General features: G+C 67.5%; 17 protein-coding genes and 1 pseudogene. 8 read left to right on the forward strand and 10 right to left on the reverse strand.

The window, feature by feature from the left end:
• Nucleotides 1-11: 11 nt before the first annotated feature.
• Nucleotides 12-1,151: a low temperature requirement protein A gene (locus tag CA951_RS24880; protein WP_087559364.1), complete on the reverse strand. Its 1,140-nt coding sequence runs from the start codon at nucleotides 1,149-1,151 to the stop codon at nucleotides 12-14.
• A gap of 145 nt (nucleotides 1,152-1,296) precedes the next feature.
• Between CA951_RS24880 and CA951_RS24885 the strand changes: the two genes are divergently transcribed.
• The gene (locus CA951_RS24885) at nucleotides 1,297-2,469 is read left to right on the forward strand and encodes a CaiB/BaiF CoA-transferase family protein (RefSeq protein WP_087559405.1); all 1,173 of its coding nucleotides are present in this window, start codon (nucleotides 1,297-1,299) and stop codon (nucleotides 2,467-2,469) included.
• A gap of 78 nt (nucleotides 2,470-2,547) precedes the next feature.
• Nucleotides 2,548-3,267 (forward strand): nitroreductase, encoded by a 720-nt coding sequence (locus tag CA951_RS24890; protein WP_087559365.1) that lies wholly within the window; start codon nucleotides 2,548-2,550, stop codon nucleotides 3,265-3,267.
• A gap of 4 nt (nucleotides 3,268-3,271) precedes the next feature.
• On the opposite strand, the pseudogene CA951_RS24895 reads toward CA951_RS24890, so the two are convergent.
• From CA951_RS24895 to CA951_RS24910, 4 genes and pseudogenes are all read right to left on the reverse strand, one after another.
• Nucleotides 3,272-3,899, reverse strand: a pseudogene (locus tag CA951_RS24895) (helix-turn-helix domain-containing protein).
• Between the two features lie 39 nt (nucleotides 3,900-3,938).
• Complete coding sequence (locus CA951_RS24900) at nucleotides 3,939-5,339, reverse strand: MmgE/PrpD family protein (RefSeq protein ID WP_087559366.1); 1,401 nt, start codon at nucleotides 5,337-5,339, stop codon at nucleotides 3,939-3,941.
• Nucleotides 5,340-5,468: 129 nt separating this feature from the next.
• Nucleotides 5,469-6,278, reverse strand: a complete 810-nt coding sequence (locus tag CA951_RS24905) for an IclR family transcriptional regulator (RefSeq protein ID WP_256974061.1) — start codon at nucleotides 6,276-6,278, stop codon at nucleotides 5,469-5,471.
• A gap of 192 nt (nucleotides 6,279-6,470) precedes the next feature.
• Nucleotides 6,471-7,163 carry a GntR family transcriptional regulator gene (locus CA951_RS24910; protein ID WP_179220302.1) on the reverse strand — a complete coding sequence of 231 codons (693 nt, stop codon included), beginning with the start codon at nucleotides 7,161-7,163 and terminating at the stop codon, nucleotides 6,471-6,473.
• A 253-nt stretch (nucleotides 7,164-7,416) separates the two neighbouring features.
• Between CA951_RS24910 and CA951_RS24915 the strand changes: the two genes are divergently transcribed.
• Nucleotides 7,417-8,703: an MFS transporter gene (locus tag CA951_RS24915; RefSeq protein ID WP_087559368.1), complete on the forward strand. Its 1,287-nt coding sequence runs from the start codon at nucleotides 7,417-7,419 to the stop codon at nucleotides 8,701-8,703.
• A 61-nt stretch (nucleotides 8,704-8,764) separates the two neighbouring features.
• Here the strand turns inward: CA951_RS24915 and CA951_RS24920 are convergent, their stop codons facing one another.
• The gene (locus tag CA951_RS24920; RefSeq protein WP_087559369.1) at nucleotides 8,765-9,883 is read right to left on the reverse strand and encodes an NDMA-dependent alcohol dehydrogenase; all 1,119 of its coding nucleotides are present in this window, start codon (nucleotides 9,881-9,883) and stop codon (nucleotides 8,765-8,767) included.
• A gap of 37 nt (nucleotides 9,884-9,920) precedes the next feature.
• Entirely contained in the window at nucleotides 9,921-11,405 is a 1,485-nt protein-coding gene (locus CA951_RS24925) for an aldehyde dehydrogenase (protein WP_087559370.1), read from the reverse strand.
• A gap of 140 nt (nucleotides 11,406-11,545) precedes the next feature.
• Between CA951_RS24925 and CA951_RS44470 the strand changes: the two genes are divergently transcribed.
• From CA951_RS44470 to CA951_RS24935, 3 genes are read left to right on the forward strand one after another with little or no spacing between them, the layout of a single operon-like run.
• The gene (locus CA951_RS44470) at nucleotides 11,546-11,938 is read left to right on the forward strand and encodes a hypothetical protein (protein WP_256974062.1); all 393 of its coding nucleotides are present in this window, start codon (nucleotides 11,546-11,548) and stop codon (nucleotides 11,936-11,938) included.
• The gene (locus CA951_RS44475; RefSeq protein WP_256974063.1) at nucleotides 11,905-12,168 is read left to right on the forward strand and encodes a hypothetical protein; all 264 of its coding nucleotides are present in this window, start codon (nucleotides 11,905-11,907) and stop codon (nucleotides 12,166-12,168) included. The genes CA951_RS44470 and CA951_RS44475 overlap by 34 nt, the downstream gene beginning before the upstream one ends.
• Before the next feature lie 32 nt (nucleotides 12,169-12,200).
• Complete coding sequence (locus CA951_RS24935) at nucleotides 12,201-13,094, forward strand: LysR family transcriptional regulator (protein ID WP_087559407.1); 894 nt, start codon at nucleotides 12,201-12,203, stop codon at nucleotides 13,092-13,094.
• Here CA951_RS24935 and CA951_RS24940 read toward each other — a convergent pair.
• Genes CA951_RS24940 through CA951_RS24950 form a run of 3 tightly spaced genes read right to left on the reverse strand, consistent with a single transcriptional unit; the run spans nucleotide 13,034 to nucleotide 15,043 of the window.
• Nucleotides 13,034-13,903 (reverse strand): LysR family transcriptional regulator, encoded by an 870-nt coding sequence (locus tag CA951_RS24940; protein WP_087559371.1) that lies wholly within the window; start codon nucleotides 13,901-13,903, stop codon nucleotides 13,034-13,036. The genes CA951_RS24935 and CA951_RS24940 overlap by 61 nt on opposite strands.
• A gap of 34 nt (nucleotides 13,904-13,937) precedes the next feature.
• Nucleotides 13,938-14,681, reverse strand: a complete 744-nt coding sequence (gene fabG / locus CA951_RS24945; RefSeq protein ID WP_087559372.1) for a 3-oxoacyl-ACP reductase FabG — start codon at nucleotides 14,679-14,681, stop codon at nucleotides 13,938-13,940.
• Nucleotides 14,678-15,043 carry a 4-coumarate--CoA ligase gene (locus tag CA951_RS24950; RefSeq protein ID WP_087559373.1) on the reverse strand — a complete coding sequence of 122 codons (366 nt, stop codon included), beginning with the start codon at nucleotides 15,041-15,043 and terminating at the stop codon, nucleotides 14,678-14,680. Before CA951_RS24950 ends, fabG begins: the two co-directional genes overlap by 4 nt.
• Nucleotides 15,044-15,272: 229 nt before the next feature.
• Here CA951_RS24950 and CA951_RS24955 point away from each other — a divergent pair, with 229 nt between their 5' ends.
• Both CA951_RS24955 and CA951_RS24960 read left to right on the forward strand, forming a co-directional pair.
• Nucleotides 15,273-16,442, forward strand: coding sequence for an acyl-CoA dehydrogenase family protein (locus CA951_RS24955; RefSeq protein WP_087559374.1), 1,170 nt, complete (start codon nucleotides 15,273-15,275; stop codon nucleotides 16,440-16,442).
• Between the two features lie 3 nt (nucleotides 16,443-16,445).
• Nucleotides 16,446-17,669 carry an acetyl-CoA C-acetyltransferase gene (locus tag CA951_RS24960; protein ID WP_087559375.1) on the forward strand — a complete coding sequence of 408 codons (1,224 nt, stop codon included), beginning with the start codon at nucleotides 16,446-16,448 and terminating at the stop codon, nucleotides 17,667-17,669.
• Nucleotides 17,670-17,676 lie beyond the last annotated feature (7 nt).

Genomic DNA, 17,676 nt, shown 5'->3' on the forward strand with positions numbered 1-17,676 from the left:
CTACGGCGAGTTCAGGTTTCGCTCGGCGACGCGTCCCTGGTGAGGGCCACGGTCACCGCGAGGAGGATGAGGACCAGTGCGAGGACGACGGCGTAGGACGGCAGCCAGTACGCCGCGACGGAGGCCGATGCGAGCACGGCGGCGCCGACGGCGCGCGGCACCCAGCCGGTGTGGGTGGTGAGCCGGAAGTAGATCGCATGCGAGAGCAGATAGATCGCCGGACCCGCGAGCATCAGCACACCTCCGATCCCTGCCCGGTCGTCGCCTGCGTGGGCGAGCACCAACTCGCTGCCCGCGGCGAACATGACGAGTCCGGTGACGACGCCGTAGATCACGTTGATCCCGATGTGCACGGATCGGATCGGGTTCTCGGTGGCGGCGATATGACTTTCCACGATCTGTTCGGCGCGCCCGAAGTAGACCGCCCACAGGCAGACGAGCGCGACGAAACACCCCGCCGCCAGCGCCAGCGTCAATGCGTCGGAATGATGGGCGGCAATGATGCGTCCGAGGGTCAGGACCGTCTCACCCAGCAGGATGATGAGGAACAGTCGCATCCGCTCGAGCATGTGCTCGGCGTCGAACGGAAGTTGCTGCGTTCGTGTGCCCCCGCCCGGCAGTGGGTGCGCGCTCCAGGTGCCGACGAGGTCGACGAGCGCGGCCACCGCCCACAGCCACAGGCGCCATTCCGGGTCGACTGCGGCGCCGGCCACCCAGAACGGCGCCGAGACCGCGAACCAGATCAGCACGTGCCGGAAGTGCCTGCGGAGGCTGGGCGTCGGGGCGGTGGCCGCCGCGTAGACGGCGGGGCCGATCAGCGCCAGCAGCATGGGAACGATGAAGAGCCAGGGATTTTCGTCGAAGGCGTGCCCGATTCCCGCGTTCATGAACAGGCCGAGGCCCATCACCGTGATCGTCACGGCGCGGGTGGCCGTGCGTTCGATGTCGAGGAGGGTGACCTCGAATGTGGTGAACGCCCAGACCCCGCACACCGCAACGAGTGCCACGAGGGTTTCGGCGGCGCCGTGCCAGGTCAGGTGGTCGACGAGATGGTGCGTGAGCTGACCGATCGCCAGCACGAACACCAGGTCGAAGAACAGCTCGAGCGGCGAGACCTCACGGTGGGTGCTGCGCGCTTGCCTGACCATCATGGATTCCTCCTCGGCGACCGAATCCTATCCGGCGGTGTCGAGGCGGACGGCCGTTTCGGCGGCGCTGCCGGCGATCCCACCTTGACATCCGCCGAACGGTGGATAATGTATTATATTGTTACTCGCGACACACGGAGGCATGCCCATGCAGCACAAGCCGCTCGACGGGATCCGCATCCTGGAGATCGGGGGGTACATCGCCCTCCCGTTCGCCACGTCGATCCTGTGCGCGCTCGGCGCAGAGGTCGTGAAGGTGGAGAAACCCGTCGTCGGAGAGGACTTCCGCCGCCACCAGAACGACGGCAGCCCCTACTTCCGCCAGTACAACACCGGAAAGCGGAGCCTGTCGATCGACCTGAAGCGGCCCGAGGGCGTCGCGCTGGTCAAGGCCCTCGTGCCGCACTTCGACGTGGTCCTCGAGAATCTGCGGCCCGGCAAGTTGGCGGCTCTGGGCCTCGGACCCGACGATTGCCGCGCACTGCGATCCGACCTCGTCTACGGGTCGGTGACCGGATTCGGCTCCGGTGGCCCGCTGGCGAGCCGCCCCGCCTACGACACGATCGGGCATGCGTTCGGCGGTCTCTACTCCCTGTTCGGCGACGACTCCCGGCCACAGCTGGCCGGCGGGCTGAGCGCGGACCTGATCACCGGACTGAGTACGGCCACGGGCGTCCTCGCGGCGCTGGTCGGACGGCTGCGCACCGGCGCTCCGCAACACGTGGAGACGTCGATCATGGAAGCCGTCAGCGTGCTGGCGACCGACGGGATCACGCAGTCCTTCGAACTGGGATACGACCCGAGCAGGCAGAGCAGGCATCCGCAGGCGCAGAACTTCTGCGTCAAGACCGCCACCGGGGAGTACCTGGCGATCCACCTGTCGTCCTCGCAGAAATTCTGGCGCTCGCTGTGCACGGCGATGAACCGGGTGGATCTCACCGAGGATCCCCGCTTCGCCGAGTACCGCCCGCGGGAGTCGAATTACCACGAGCTGGCCAAGATCGTCGAGGCCGAGTTCGAGCAGCAGTCGCTGCAGCACTGGGAGGGCGCCCTCTCCGCTGCGGACGTGCCGTTCGCCCCGGTGCTGTCGATGACCGGATTCGTCGAGCACGAGCAGGTGGAATGGCTCGAACTGGTCGAACGGCAGCAGGACGGGCTGGCGCTGATCCGGCCGCCGTGGCGGTTCGCGGGCGAACGTCCCGATCGGGCGGGCACCGCGCCGCGGGTCGGTGCCGACAGCCGCGACGTCGCCTCGGAGGTGTACTCCGCCGAGCAGATCGACGACCTGGTGCAGGCGGATGTTCTGTTCGTCGAACCCTGAGCCCGATCGTGCCCGGGGCACACACAAATTCCGTGGGCGCATGAATTCCGTATTCGAACGACGATGGGTGAGTTATCGATGTCTGCCGATGTATCGACCGAGGGGATCGGGGTGGGTCCCGTCGACGACGAGTCCGCCGTGCTGGAGAACCTGCTGGCGACACGGTGGAGTTGCCGCGCGTTCGAGCCGCGCGAGGTTCCGCGACCGCTCATCGAGCGCATGTTCACGCTGGCGCAGCGGTCCGCGTCGTGGTGCAACACGCAGCCCTGGCAGGTCGTCGTGACCAGCGGTGCGGGAACCGAGCGATTCCGCGACGGTCTCGCGGAGTACGCGAGCGGGCACGGTGCCGCGTTCGAATTCGATCCGCCCGCGGAGTACCGCGGCGTCTACCGCGACCGGCGCCGGGCGAGCGGGTGGCAGCTGTATCAGGCCGTGGGAGTCGAACGCGGTGACCGCGCCGCGTCCGCGCGTCAGTCGTTCGAGAACTTCCGCCTGTTCGGTGCTCCGCACGTCGCGATCATCACGACCGACGCCGAGCAGGGCGTGTACGGCGCGGTGGATTCCGGGCTCTACCTCGGCACCCTCCTGCTCGCGGCCCGGAGCCTGGGGATCGCCGCGATCCCGCAGGCCGCCCTGGCGAGCCAGTCTCCCTTCATCCGTGAGCATTTCGGCATCGCGGACGACCGCAAGATTCTGGTGGGGATCTCCTTCGGCTACGCTGACCTCGACCATCCGGCGAACAGCTACCGGACCGCACGCGCGACGCTCGATGAAGTCGTCACCTGGCAGGACCAGTAGCCGCCTATTCGGTTGCCGTGGAAGGTGTATCGGTCAGGGCGTGATCGGTCTCGGCCACGATCGCGAGCAGTCGCAGAGCCTGCTCGGAGGGTGACTGCGGTTCTGCGGTGTACCCGACGAGGGACAATCCGCCCGCGCCCGTGATGTCGAAGACGTTGTAGGTCAGCGACAGGTCACCGACGTCCGGATGCCGGAACTGTTTGACGCCGTGCCGGTGAGCCTTCACGTTGTGGGTGGCCCAGCGGATGCGGAATTCCTCGCTCCGCGTCGCGAGTTCGCCGACGAGCCCGGTGACGACGGTCGAGTGGGGTGAGTGTGCGGCCTCCACCCGCAGCAGGGCCACGGCGTCGTCGGCCGACGTGTTCCACTCCGGGAACACGTCGTCGGCGTGCGGGTCGAAGAAGTCGCAGTGCCCGGGCGACGGCGTGTAGAACGTCGTCGGAGACTCCGGCGACGTTCCCGCGTTCGATCTGCGTGTAGTACTCGATGCTGACCCCGGCCAACTGCGCGACCTCTTCACGCCGCAGGCCCGGCACCCGGCGTCGCCGGCCGGGCGGCAGACCCACCTGCCCTGGGGTGATCTTCGCCCGCCGGGTCATCAAGAACTCTTTGACGTCCTTGGCGATGTCCATGGATCCACAGTAGGAACAAGACCCCGGCGCCGGGAAGGGTCAGGGTGTCAGCGGCAGGAGCAGGGTGGCGACGACGTCGTCCACCTTGTCCAGGTACAGCACGTCGTGAATCATGGTGTCGACCACCTGCTCGGCCAGCGGATGCACCGAGTACGGCACGCACTTGCGAAACTTGTCGACAAAGTCCTGCTCGCTGAACGGGTTGTTCGGGTGCCCCTTGACGTAGACGTGTTCGGTGGTGATCGTGCGGCCGTCGCGCAGCGTGGTCGTGAGCCGCGCGCCCCAGTCCGACACGGACGGGTCCTCGGCGGCGGAGATCCTCGACATCAGCTCCCGGACGTCCTCACGTTGCCGTGCCTGGTCCGTGTAGGACTGGACGAAGACACTCTTGTCGATCGCGGCGGTCGCGACGGCGTACGGGAGGCTGAACTGACATTCGGGGACCGTCCGTGGGTGCCACTTCACGTCGGTCGGTTCGCACACGGCCCGCCAGCCGGAGGTGGAGACGTCGATGTGGACGGTGGCGATGTCGTCGGGGCCGAAGCCGTGCGTGCGCATCTGATCCAGGATGCCGTCGATGGAGGAGTGCGAGAAGTAGCAGGCGCTGTACCCCTTGGTGGTGATGTTCGTCGTCTCCCAGCGCTCGCCCAGATCCCGGGTGAGTAGCTCGGGATCCGTCTCCCAGCGGGCCGTACGCAGGTATCCGTTGGGGCCGGTCAGCACCTCCCGGCGGGGGCCGGTGATGCCCTTCTCCGCGAGGAGGCAGGCGGTAATCGCCGATTGGCAGACGAGGCCGTGGTGCACCCGGACCATCAGGGTGGCCGGTGCGTAGATGGCCATCGTGTGGGGCTGCGTCATCGTGCGGGCGATGCCCTGGGCATTCTCGAGCAGCTCCTGGGAGAAGCCGAGGAGTTTGCCGACGGCCGCGACGGCCCCGAAGATGTAGTGGCCGCCGCAATCGTGGGACTTCACGGCGGTACTGATGACCTTATACGCCGAGCCCACCCGGATCAGCGTCTCCTGCCCGACGACCAGCGCCGTCAGGAATTCCTTCCCCGTGACTTCCGGCCGCAGCCCGGTGGCCGCCAGCAGACTGGCCACGATGTATTCGCTGATGTGCCCTGCTTCTTCGTGAAGATCGCCGCAGTCCATCGCGCGGGGCATCGGGCCGAGCGCCAGCGCCGCCTCCGCTGCGGGAACGCGGCCACCGTAGAACGGCAGGACCGACTGCGGTGCGCCGCCCTTGTCCTTGACCAGATCCACGATCGCCGGAATTCCGTCCATCCCGGAGCCGCCGATCATCACGGCCATACAGTCCAGCAGGGTGTGCTTGGCATGCCGGACGACCTCGGCGGGGAGATCGTCGTAGTCGGTCTGCACCGCCATCCGGCACAGGGTGCTCATCGGATCTTCCGAGTTCTGGATCGCGAACTTCGTCATGTCGTCCCTCTTCCGCGTCGAGATGTCGCTGTCGGCAACGCAAGTCGGCGTCCCGGTTCATGTCAGAAGGTCGCGCATGTCCCGGCTCGGGGATAGAGGGATTCTCGCCTACCGAGAACACGAGTCCGGTCAGGGCACCTCGGTCGCGTGCCGGATCTGCTGCTTCAGCAGCGCCAGCCGTGGGACGTCGGCGGTGCGCGTCGCGCGGGAGATGCCGAGAGCGGTGGCGTGCAGCGCGGGCAGCAGGGTCGAGGGCGCCTCGGTGTCGAACGCGGTGGTGACCGACAGCGCGCCGATCGCGGTGCCGTCGTCGGCGAGGATCGGCACGGCGACCGCCGTCGAGTCGGGGGAGATCCAGCGGCGGGCGACGACGTAGCCGGTGCGCCGGGTCTCGTTCACGATCCGCAGTAGTTCGGTCCGGTCGACGACGGTGTGCTCGGTGAATCGGGTGATCCTGCCGGTAGCGAGGATGTGCTCCCGCACCTCCGGTGAAGCGAACGCCACCAGCACGATGCCCGGGGACGATGCCAGCGCGGGAAGCCGCACACCCGGCCGAGTCACGTTGGTGACACCCGGTTGCCGCGTCGTCAGCGTTTCCAGGTTGAGGACGTCGTTGCGGTCGAGCACCGACAGCAGGGTGGGGGCCTGCACCGCGGACCGCAGGTCCTCCATGTACGGGAGGGCGACTTCCCGGAGCGTGAGGGCACTCGACGACCGGGCCACCACCTCCCACAGTCGCGTGCCGATCCGCAGCCTGCGGTCGGGATCACGTTCGAGGAAACCCACGTCGACGAGTTCGGCCACGATCCGATGCGCCGACGGCATCGGGATCGCGGTCCTGCGCGCGATCTCCGACGCCGTCAAGGGGCCGCCCGCGCCCTTGAACGCCTCGAGCACCTCGACGACCCGCTCGATCATCGACTCACCGCGAGTGGGCATCGAAACTCCTGGGGCATCGAGCGTGTCTCGAGCGACTCGGGGCAGTCCCGACCCTCGTCTTGCGCAGATTGTCACGCGCCATTCGGCGGCACCAAGATGAGCGGCTACGGCGCTCGAAGTAGTCGGGCCTTTCTCGTCGGCCGGGTGCGCCGGGCTGTCGTGAACAGCTGAATGGTGCGAGGAAGTGGGCGATCAGCCCGCGTTGGCCTCGGCATCGGTATCCCACAGCCCGCGCTGCTCGAGTTCGTCGATCAGGTGATCGGCGCCGTCCAGGATGTGCGACTCCATGATCGTCTTCGCCCTCTTGCCTGCGTGCTTCTTCAACGCATCGAGCAGGAGGGGGTGTTCCTCCTGGGTCGTGGTGATGTGGCCCTCGATGGTGGCGTAGAAGCGATTCGGAAGATTCGTGACGACGGACCCGAGGAGGCGGGCGAGACGTGGCGAGTCCGCGATCAGGTTGATCTTTCGGTGGAACGCGTGCCCGAGGGACGAGATGCGCTCGGTGTCGCCCTGCGCGATGGCGTCCTCGTGCTCCTTCAGGATTCCCTCGAGCTCGGCGATCTGCTGGGGCGTGATGTTCTTCGCGGCGCGTGCGGCCAGTTCGGCGGCCAGCTGAGCCTGGGCCCAGAACAGATCACGCACGTCCTGCTTCGTGAACGGGGCCACCACGAAGCCGCGGCGGGGGACCATCTCCACGAAGCCTTCGCTGCGAAGGGCGAGGAGCCCCTCACGGACGGGTGTGGTGCTGACTCCCACGGCTTCGGCGATCCGCTCGATGCGGAGGAAGTCGCCGGCACGCACCTCGCCGGAGATGATCATCTCGCGGACGTACGTGGCAACTTCCTCGGGCAGTTGCTGTCGTCTTGACCTGTCATTCAGGGGCATCGTCGGTCGCACCTTCCCGGATTCGAAAGACTCGACATAATGTACCATCCGCGCCCGCGTGGTCGACTGCAGCCCGGAGCCGCGCCCGGAAATACCCGATTCCCGGCCGCGGGGGCGCTCGTACCCTCCGCCGCAATTTCTCGCAGTCGGATCGATCACAATTCGGAGTCGACATAATCCACGACACATCATATATTGTTTTGAGTGTGATCTGTGTCGCACCGACTGTCGGTGCTACGAGCGAGAGGGACCTATGAGCACAACGAAGGGTTGGGCGTCGCGCGTGGGGATGCGCCCGTATCAGATTGCATCCGTGGTCTTCTGCATGTTCCTGAACATGCTGGACGGATACGACGTCCTCGTGATGGGTTTCGCGATGCCGCACCTGCCGGAGGGCTTCGCGACCAACCCGGAGAAGGGCTACCTGATCAGTGCCGCCCTCGCCGGGATGGCGGTCGGCGCGATCGGCCTCGCCCGCTTCGCGGACGTCATCGGCAGGCGGCGCATCCTGTTGGTCGGCCTCGCGGCCAACACCCTGGGCCTGACCGCGTCGGCGCTGTCGAACGGTTTCGCGATGCTCCTGGTGACCCGCTTCGTCACCGGCATCGCGATCGGCACGATCAGCGTCGTCATCATCGTCCTCTGCCAGGAGGTCGTCCCGCCCAACCGGCGAAGTGTGGCGCTCGGCCTGGTCATGGTCGGCTATCCGCTCGGTACGACACTCGCGGGCTTCGCGGGCGCCGGACTCGTGGCACTGGCAGGCGGGGCGTGGCAGGGCATGTTCTGGATCGGCGCCGCGCTGGGCGTCCTGCCGTTCGTGGTGACCGCCGCCTTCCTCCGCGAATCGGACGACTTTCTGGCCCGCAAGGGAACGAAGACGGCACCCGACCAGGCGATCCCCGCGCCGCAGAGCGAGGTCCGTCTGCTCGGCCGGGAACTGCGATCGCGCACACTCCTCCTGACGTTCGGATACTCGATCCTCACCGCCGGGTACTACTTCGTCGGCACGTGGACGCCTCAACTGATCAAGGACGCCAGTGGTGACGCGGGGAGCGGTGCGCTGGCCGGCATCATGATCAGCTTCGGTGCGGTGGTCGGAGGATGCCTGTTCGGTGCGTTCGGGCTGCGGTTCCCCGGCGCGCGGATCGCGGTGATCACCTCGGCCGTGTCCGCCGTGGCAATTGCCGGGTTCGCACTCACGCTGCAGGGACCGTTTGCACTGGCCATGGCCGGGCTTCTCGGCGCAGGCACCTTCGCGGCCATGTCCGGGTTCACCTCCACGTCGACGGCGGCGTACCCCGTGCTCGCGCGCGCCAAGGGCTACGGAGCGATGATGGGCGTGGCCCGCGGAGGGGCCATTCTGTCGCCGATCGTCGCCGGATACGCGCTCAGCGTCATGACACCGCGCGCGATGTACCTCGCGGTCATCGTGCCCCTCGTGCTCGCGGCCGTCGCGGCGATCGCCCTCACCCGCATCACCCGGGGCCAGGTCGTCGGTGAGCCGAGCCGGACGTCCCCGGCGCTCGCCGTTACCGAGTAGGCACAGGACGAAGAAGGGCCGCTCGGGAGATCCCGAGCGGCCCTTCCGTGTGTGCGGGTGGTCAGTCGAACAGGATGACGCCGCGGATGTTCTTGCCGTCCTTCAGGTCCTGGTATCCCTGGTTGATCTCGTCGAGCCGGTAGGTGCGCGTGACCATGTCGTCGAGGTTGAGCTGTCCGGCCCTGTACATGTTCAGCAGCCGATTGACGTCCCACGTGCCGTTCGTCGAACCGAAGACGCAGCCCTGCAGGCGCTTCTGGGAGAGGGTGAGGTCGGCGACCGGAATCGGAAGACCGACCCGGGAATGCTCGCCGACGGCGGTGACGACGACGGTGCCCGCCTTGCGGACCGAGGCGAGTGCCTGGGCGACGTGCTCGGGTTCGAGCACACCGACGGTGATGACGAGGGCGTCCGCGCCCTGACCGTTGGTGTACTGCTTGGCGAGTTCGGCTCCCTCCTCGACGGTCGCGACGGCGTGGGTGGCACCGAACGTCTTGGCGCTGTCCCGCTTGAAGGCGACGGGGTCGACGGCGATGACGTGCGACGCGCCGGCGTGCCGGGCACCCTGCAGTGCGGCGGAGCCGAGTCCGCCGATGCCCATCACGATGACGGTGTGCCCGGGTTCGACGTTGCCGAGGTTCACGGCCGATCCCCAGCCGGTGCTCACGCCACATCCGACGAGGCAGGCCTTGTCGAGCGGAATGTCCTTGTCGATCTTGACGACCGAGTTGATGGAGACCGTCGTCGTCTCGAGAAACGTGGAGATGCCGCACATCTGCCCGACCGGGGTCCCGTCGGTCGTCCGCACCCGGAACGTCCCGTCCGTCCAGCGCGGGCCTGCGAGGATGCCTGCGGCGAGATTGCAGAGGCTCTGCAGGTTGCTCGAGCACCAGCGGCAATGGCCGCAGGACGGGATCGCGGAGAAGACGACGTGGTCGCCGACCTTGATTCCCTTGTAGTTGGGGGACGCCTTCGTCACGATGCCCGCGCCCTCGTGACCGAGCGCGAACGGGTACATGCCGACGGGGATGTCCCCGGTGACGTGGTGGTCGTCGGAGTGGCACATGCCGCTCGCGACGAGCTTGACCTGAACCTCGTCGTCGCGGGGATCTTCCAGTTCGAGGTCGATCACCTCCAGTTCGCCGGGGACCTGCCGGATGACTGCGCCGCGAGTTCTCATGCTTCTCCTTGGGGTTGGTGAATGGGATGTGCTCGTGTCAGTCGGCGAGCCGGGTGACCACGGACTTCGTCTCGAGGTACTCGGCGAGCGCCTCGGCGCCGTTCTCGCGGCCCCAGCCGGACTGCTTGTATCCGCCGACCGGCATCTGCACACCGCCCGCGCGGTGGACGTTGATGCCGATTCGGCTCGCCCGCAGCCGATGTGCGATCGAGTGGGCGCGGGCGACGTCGTTCGTCCAGACGCTGCCCGCGAGGCCGTACTCGGTGTCGTTGGCGGCGGCGACGGCGTCGTCGAGGTCGGTGAACTTCACGACGCCGAGCACGGGGCCGAAGATCTCTTCGCGGATCATCGCCATCGACGGGTCGGCGTCGACCACCACAGTCGGCTCGTAGAAGTAGCCGGTGTCACCGATCCGGTTGCCGCCGGCGACAACCCGTGCCCCGGCCGCGACGCCGCTCTCGACGTACCCGTGCACCCGGTCGAGGTGCCGCTCCGAGACGAGGGGTCCGAGGTCGGCGTCCGGGTCGGTCCCGTAGCCGACCTTCAGGTTTCGGCCGAACTCGGCGACCCCGTCGGCCACCTCGTCGGCGATGTCCCGGTGGACGAACAGCCGGGATCCGGAGGTGCAGATCTGGCCGGAGTTCCAGAAGATTCCGGTGGCGACGCCGGGGATCACGCTGTCCAGATCCGCGTCCGGCAGCACGATCATCGCCGACTTGCCGCCGAGTTCGAGCGACACCTTCTTGAGGTTTCCCGCGGCGGCGTGCACGATCTGCCTGCCGACCTGCGTCGACCCGGTGAAACTCACCTTGTCGACGCCGGGGTGCGCGGCGAGCGGAGCACCGACCCGCGGCCCGAATCCGGTGACGACGTTGACGACGCCGGGCGGCAATCCGGCGTCGAGGAGCAGTCGGCCGACGGCGAGCGCGCTGAGGGACGCCTCCTCGGAGGGCTTGAGCACACACGAGCATCCGGCAGCGAGCGCCGGAGCCAGCTTCTGCGCGGTCGCGACCACGGGCGCGTTCCACGGCACGATCAGTGCGGCCACACCGACCGCTTCCTTGCGGGTGTATCCCTGGAATCGCATTTCGGCAGGGCCGATCTCGACGCTCTTACCCTCGACCTTGTCTGCCCAGCCGGCGAAGTACCGGAACTGATTGACGGCCTCAACGACCATGAGTCGCGCCTGGGAGACCGGCATGCCGGCGTCCATGCTCTCCAGCGCGGCGACGTCGTCGGCCCGGCTCTCCAGCAGGTCGGCGATGCGCCACAGGATCAGCGACCGCTGCTGGCCCGACAGTCGCAGCCAGCGCCCGTCGTCGAAGGAGCGGCGCGCGGCGGCCACCGCGGCGTCGACGTCGGCCTCGGTGCCTTCGGCCACCCGGGCCACCTGTTCTCCGGTGCCGGGATCGATCGCGGGGAACGACGCACCCTCGGCCGCAGGTACCCAGGAACCGTCGATCAGGAGTCGTTCCGGCTCGACGAGTTCTTTCAGTGCCTGAGCACCCGTGGTCGATGTCATCTGTTACCTCCGGCTGGTCCCCACACTATGAGTACATAGTACAGAATATATAAAACGGCTTGTGATGCACGGTGCTTTGTATATCATGCGTGACGCGGCTCACACGGTGCCGCGACTTCCCCTTTGCGAAGAGGCACGACGTGGCCAGTTCCGGCACCATCAAGCATTTGTGGGCGCTCGACGCACCGATGCTGAAAGTCGACAAAAGCATCATGATCCTCGGTGCGGGCGGTGAACTGGTGTCGCTGCCCTCGCCCTCGTTCCTGATCGAGCACGCGGAGCACGGACTGCTCCTCTTCGACACAGGCCTCGCCGGTGCAGGCGATCCCGCGTCCACCTACGGCCCGCTCGCGGAACTGTTCATGATCGAATTCCCGGCCGAGCGTGCCCTCCCTTTCGGCAGGAAGACCTCGACGCGGCCGATCGGATCGACTGGTGCGAAGTGCCTGCGGGATACGACCACGACGTGTTCGGGGACGGCAGCGTCGTCGTGCTCTCGATGCCCGGACACACGCCGGGTTCGCTCGGGCTGAAACTCCGCCTGCCGGACGGCAGCACGCTGGTCCTGTCCGGCGACGTCGCGCACATCCAGGACAACATCAGTTGTTGCGTCGGCATGCCTGCCGACTCCGATACCGTCGGCGCGATCGAATCGCTGAAGAAGCTCAAACTGCTTCGCAGTCAGCCCAACACGACCGTGGTGGTCAATCACGACCTCGACGACTGGAATCGCCTCCGCGCGAACGGTCGGCAGGTCGTCTAGGCCCCCGACCTCGTGGTCGCTAGACTCGGGTGGTGGACATCCGGGACGCCGAATACCTGGTCGCCGTGGCCGATCACGGCAGCGTCACCGAAGCTGCGCGAGCGCTGTTCATCGCGCAGCCGTCGCTGTCGCAGGCGATCCGCACTCTCGAACGCGATCTGGGTGTCGAACTGTTCGATCGACGGGGACGGAAACTGCGGATCACCCCGGCGGGCGCGTCGTTCGCGCACGCGGCGCGCCAGGTGCTCGCGGATGTCGCGCGGGCGCGGGCCGTCGTGCACGACGTCGCCGAACTGCGGTCCGGAACGCTCACGATCGCGGTGCTCAATTCGCTTGCCGCCGATCCGCTTCCCCGCCTCGTCGGCCGGTTCCACCGACTGTTTCCGAGTGTGGTCCTGTCCACGGTGTCGGCGGACGGTCCCGACGGCGTCGGCCGCGCGGTCCGGTCGGGGGAGTGCGACCTCGGGCTCACCGAACTGCTCGTCGACCAGCAGGGCCTCGAGTTCCGGACGGTGGGCGACCAGGAGATCGTGCTCGCGCTGCACGCCGATCTGGCGATCGAACTCCCCGATCCGGTGCCCGTCAGCCTGCTCGCCGACATTCCGATGATCGTCGAGATCGGTTCGCGCCCACGACTGCCGGTGAACAACATCGCCGTCGAATGTGCGCATCGCCAGTCGATGTGGGAACTGGTGGTCCAGGGGGCGGGGGCAACTCTGCTCCCGCGGCGCGTGGCCGAGCAGGAACTACCGGGCGTCGTGGTCCGCTCGCTCGCGCCGCCCGAGGTGCGCTCCGTCGGGATCGTTCACAGGCCGGATCCGCTTCCGCCTGCCGCGGCGGCATTCATCACGGCGCTCGACGAGACTCACGGCGCGAGCGTGTCGAGGAACGCGCGTCCGGCAGGCGACAGCCTGGCCTCGTCGTAGATCACCCCGTACGGGACGGTGATCGGCGGGTCGAGTGGGCAGATTCGTGCTCCGCCGCCGGCGGCCCGTTCTGCAAGGGTGCGTTCCATGAACGACATTCCGACACCCTCGACGACGAATGCGCTGACGGCTTCCCGCTGCTCGACGACGGCCGACATGGTCGTCCGGCTCCCCGCGGCCTGCAGCGCCTTCTCGATGACGGTGCGCGAAGACGACTCCTTGGGCAGGCCCACCACGGGAATGTCCGGAAGGTCGTCGAGCGGGAACGGATCTCGCCACACGATCTCGGCGTCGTGCGGAACCACCAACCAGTATTCGTGGATTCCGAGGACGCGCGTCGTCAATCCCGGTGCGGAAAAAGGGAAATGACTGAAGGCGATCTCGCAGTGCCCGTCCCGGATCAGCGACGCGACGACGTCGACCGGACGCAGGTCGGCGAGCCGGACGACGACACCCGGATACTGCTTGCGGAAGGACCCGATCAGTTCCGTGACAGGGCCTTCCGCGACGTGCGCCGACGCGCAGATGTCGAGGCGGCCGCGCGGCAGACCCGAGACGTCGACGAGCGAACTCTCGGCGGCCACCAGATCGCGCACGATCTGACGGGCAGGGCCGACGAACGCCTTTCCGGCCGCGCTCAGCACCAGGCCGCGGCCGACGCGGTGGAACAGGTCGACACCGAGGTCACGCTCGAGATTGCGCAGCCCCTTCGACAACGACGGCTTCGTGACGCCCAGGGCCTCGGCCGCGAGCGCGAGGCCGTCGTTGTCGACGGTGGCGAGAAAGTACTCCACGTGACGCGACTCCACCAGTGAAGACTACTGCGCGGAGACGCGCCGGTTGTCAGATGTGACGTCCGCCGGTGACTTCGAGGACGGTGCCCGTCATGTAGCTGGATAGGTCGGACGCGAGGAACAGCGCAACGTTCGCGATCTCCTCGGGCTCGGCGCCGCGGCCCATCGGGACCTCTTTGAGCTTCGCCTCGATGATGTCGGCGCGCAGGGCCCGGATCATGTCGGTGTTGACCACGCCGGGCTGGATCGCGTTGACCCGGACCCCGAGGTGGGCGACCTCCTTCGCGGCGGCCTTGGTCAGGCCCACCATGCCGGCCTTCGCGGCGCTGTAGTTGGTTTGCCCGACCATCCCGACCTTGCCCGAGATCGACGAGATGTTCACGATGGAGCCCTTGCCCGCCTCACGCATCGCGATCGACGCGATCTGGGTGCCCAGCCACGCGCCCTGCAGGTGCACGTCGATGACGGAGCGGAAATCGGCGAGCGACATCTTGCGCAGCGTCGCGTCGCGGGTGATGCCGGCGTTGTTGACCCACACGTCCATCGCGCCGAAACTGTCGAGCGCCGTCTTGCCCAGGTTCTGCATCTGCTCCGGATCGGTCACGTCACAGGCCACGGCGACGGCCTGGAAGCCGTCGGCCTCGAGCTTGGCGGCGGCGCCCTTCACGTTCTCGGCGTGCATGTCGCCGAGGACGACCGATGCGCCCTCGCTCGCGAACTTCCTGGCCATCTCGAAACCGATGCCCTGGGCAGCGCCCGTGACGACGGCGACCCGTCCCTCGAGAAGTGTCATGTGTGTGTTCCTTCCTCAGTTGTACGAACGTCTTCGGCGTGCGGATTCAGGCGGTCGCGCAGCGCGGACCGCAGGACCGCACCCCGCGGGGACAGAGGCAACTCGTCGACGAACACCACTTCCCGCACCTTCTTGTACGGCGGCACCGCGGCCGCCACGAACTCGATCAGTTCCTCGGCGGTCGGCTGCGCCGCGGTGTCCGCCACCACGAACGCGACCGGCATCTCCCCGACCCCGGGGACGGAGCGGCCGACCACGACGGCGTCGAGAACGCCCCGCCGTGACAGCAGCAACTGTTCGAGTTCCTGCGGATCGACGGTGTAGCCCTTGTAGAGGAGTGCATCCTCGGGTCTGCCAACCATGTCGAATATCGAATTCCATCTCGCCGGGAGTTTGTTTGTTCGCGAATATGCCCGAAATGAAATCCGGGCGGTCGACATCTATTCAAGTGCCTCGGACGGCCGTGGTCAAAGACGCTGAGGGAAACCGACAGTTGCCTTCTTCCTATGGGTCATAAATAGCCTCTGTGCTGCGAGTTCTCGTTCGGAGGGCGCGCTTGACAGCGCGGCCCGGTTGCTGGATATTCACCTCATGGCTGAACGTGAAGTGAGTGACGAAGACTTCAAGGACATTCTCGCGCAGACGAGGACCTTTATTCAGAAGGAAGTAATTCCCAGGGAAAATGAAATCGCGGAAAAGGATCTGATTCCGGACGACATTCGCCGCAAGGCGGCGGAGATGGGTCTGTTCGGGTACGCGATCCCGCAGCAGTGGGGCGGGCTCGGACTCGACCTCACGCAGGACGTCGAAATGGCGATGGAGTTCGGGTACACGAGCCTGGCGTTGCGGTCGATGTTCGGCACCAACAACGGGATCGCCGGCCAGGTTCTGGTGAACTTCGGTACGGACGAGCAGAAGTCGGAATGGCTCGAGCGCATCGCGTCCGGCGACGTGGTCGCGTCGTTCGCGCTGACCGAACCGGAGGCCGGATCGAACCCGGCGGGCCTGACCACGCGCGCCGTCCTGAAGGACGGCAAGTGGACGATCAACGGCACCAAGCGGTTCATCACCAACGCGCCGCTGGCCGATCTGTTCGTCGTGTTCGCGCGCACCCGTCCCGCCGACGAGACCGGCACCGGCATCGCGGTGTTCCTGGTCCCCGCCGACACCGCCGGTGTGGTGGTCGGGCCGAAGGACAAGAAGATGGGCCAGGAGGGTGCCTGGACGTCCGAGGTGGCGTTCGACGACGTCGTCGTCGGCGAGTCTGCGCTGGTCGGCGGCAGTGAGGAAGCCGGCTACCGCGCCGCCATGACGTCCCTCGCCCGCGGCCGCGTCCACATCGCGGCGCTCTCGGTGGGCAGCGCCCAGCGTGCGCTGGACGAGTCCGTCGCCTTCGCGGCGGTCACGAAGCAGGGCGGCACCCCGATCGGCGACTTCCAGCTGGTGCAGGCCATGCTCGCCGACCAGCAGGTGGGTGTGTCCACGGGTCGCGCGCTGGTCCGGGACGCGGCGCAGAAGTACGTCAGCGGCGAGGACCGCCGGATCTCCCCGTCCGTCGCGAAGCTGTACTGCACGGAGATGGTCGGCAAGGTCGCCGACCTCGCGGTGCAGGTCCACGGCGGAACCGGATACATGAGAGACGTTCCGGTGGAACGGATCTACCGTGAGGTCCGGTTGCTGCGCCTGTACGAGGGCACCAGCGAGATCCAGCGCCTGATCATCGGCGGCGGCCTCGTCCGCGAAGCCAAGAAAGCGCTCTGACCCATGTACGACGCAGTGATCTGTGAACCCGTCCGCACCCCCGTCGGGGGATTCGGCGGCATCTACCGCGACGTCCCCGTCACCACCCTCGCGTCGACGGTGCTGAAGGGCCTGATCGAGCGGACGTCGCTGACGTCCGAGGACATCGACGACGTCATCTTCGGTCAGGGCTACGCCAACGGTGAGGCGGCTGCCATCGGCCGGATCGCTGCGCTCGACGCCGGTCTCGACGTCACCGTGCCCGGCATCCAGCTCGACCGCCGGTGCGGCTCCGGGCTCCAGGCCGTGATCTACGCGGCCATGCAGGTGCAGACCGGGATGAGCGACCTCGTGATCGCGGGCGGCGCCGAGTCGATGAGCCAGACCGAGTTCTACAGCACCGGGATGCGCTGGGGCGTCAAGGGCGCGTCGGTGGAGTTCCACGATCGACTCGCCAAGCCCCGCACCAACTCCGGCGGCGTGAACTTCCCCGTCGAGGGCGGCATGATCGAAACCGCGGAGAACCTCCGCCGCGAGTACTCGATCACCCGCGAGGAGCAGGACGCGTACGCCGCCGAATCCCATGCCCGCGCGATCCGCGCGCAGGACGGCGGTCTGTTCGACGCCGAGACGATCCCGGTGACGGTGCCCGGCAAGCGCGGCAAGGACCCCGTCGTCCACACCACCGACGAGCACCCGCGCCGCGACGTCACCGTCGAATCGCTGTCGGCGCTGCGGCCCATCCGGTCGCGCGTCGACCCCGCGGCGACCGTCACCGCCGGCAACGCGTGCGGCCAGAACGACGCCGCCGCAGCCGCGATCGTCACCACCCCCGAGAACGCCGAACGTCTCGGACTGCGCCCGTTCGCCCGGCTCGTCAGCTGGGGCGTCGCCGGCGTGGAGCCGAACCGGATGGGCATCGGCCCGGTCCCGGCCGTGGACAAGGCCCTCACCCGGGCGAAGCTCACGCTGAACGACATCGATCTCCTCGAGATCAACGAGGCGTTCGCGGCGCAGGTGCTGGCGTGTGCACGGGAGTGGAAGTTCGACGAGTCCGACATGCGAGACCGGTTCAATGTCAACGGATCCGGCATCTCCCTCGGCCACCCCGTCGGCGCCACCGGCGGCCGCATCCTGGCCAATCTGGTCCGGGAACTCGACCGCCGGCAGGCCCGCTACGGCATCGAGACGATGTGCATCGGCGGCGGCCAGGGCATCGCAGCCGTATTCGAGAACGTCAACATCTGACCGCCCC

The sequence above is a fragment of the Rhodococcus sp. NCIMB 12038 genome, from assembly GCF_002165735.1.
Lineage (GTDB): Bacteria > Actinomycetota > Actinomycetes > Mycobacteriales > Mycobacteriaceae > Rhodococcus_F.

Bases quoted from the DNA above. Each gene is read 5' to 3' on its own strand.
- CA951_RS24880 (WP_087559364.1), bottom strand. From the start codon at position 1,151: ATGATGGTCAGGCAAGCGCGCAGCACCCACCGTGAGGTCTCGCCGCTC.
- CA951_RS24885 (WP_087559405.1), top strand. From the start codon at position 1,297: ATGCAGCACAAGCCGCTCGACGGGATCCGCATCCTGGAGATCGGGGGG.
- CA951_RS24890 (WP_087559365.1), top strand. From the start codon at position 2,548: ATGTCTGCCGATGTATCGACCGAGGGGATCGGGGTGGGTCCCGTCGAC.
- CA951_RS24900 (WP_087559366.1), bottom strand. From the start codon at position 5,339: ATGACGAAGTTCGCGATCCAGAACTCGGAAGATCCGATGAGCACCCTG.
- CA951_RS24905 (WP_256974061.1), bottom strand. From the start codon at position 6,278: ATGCCCACTCGCGGTGAGTCGATGATCGAGCGGGTCGTCGAGGTGCTC.
- CA951_RS24910 (WP_179220302.1), bottom strand. From the start codon at position 7,163: ATGCCCCTGAATGACAGGTCAAGACGACAGCAACTGCCCGAGGAAGTT.
- CA951_RS24915 (WP_087559368.1), top strand. From the start codon at position 7,417: ATGAGCACAACGAAGGGTTGGGCGTCGCGCGTGGGGATGCGCCCGTAT.
- CA951_RS24920 (WP_087559369.1), bottom strand. From the start codon at position 9,883: ATGAGAACTCGCGGCGCAGTCATCCGGCAGGTCCCCGGCGAACTGGAG.
- CA951_RS24925 (WP_087559370.1), bottom strand. From the start codon at position 11,405: ATGACATCGACCACGGGTGCTCAGGCACTGAAAGAACTCGTCGAGCCG.
- CA951_RS44475 (WP_256974063.1), top strand. From the start codon at position 11,905: ATGCCCGGACACACGCCGGGTTCGCTCGGGCTGAAACTCCGCCTGCCG.
- fabG (WP_087559372.1), bottom strand. From the start codon at position 14,681: ATGACACTTCTCGAGGGACGGGTCGCCGTCGTCACGGGCGCTGCCCAG.
- CA951_RS24950 (WP_087559373.1), bottom strand. From the start codon at position 15,043: ATGGTTGGCAGACCCGAGGATGCACTCCTCTACAAGGGCTACACCGTC.
- CA951_RS24955 (WP_087559374.1), top strand. From the start codon at position 15,273: ATGGCTGAACGTGAAGTGAGTGACGAAGACTTCAAGGACATTCTCGCG.
- CA951_RS24960 (WP_087559375.1), top strand. From the start codon at position 16,446: ATGTACGACGCAGTGATCTGTGAACCCGTCCGCACCCCCGTCGGGGGA.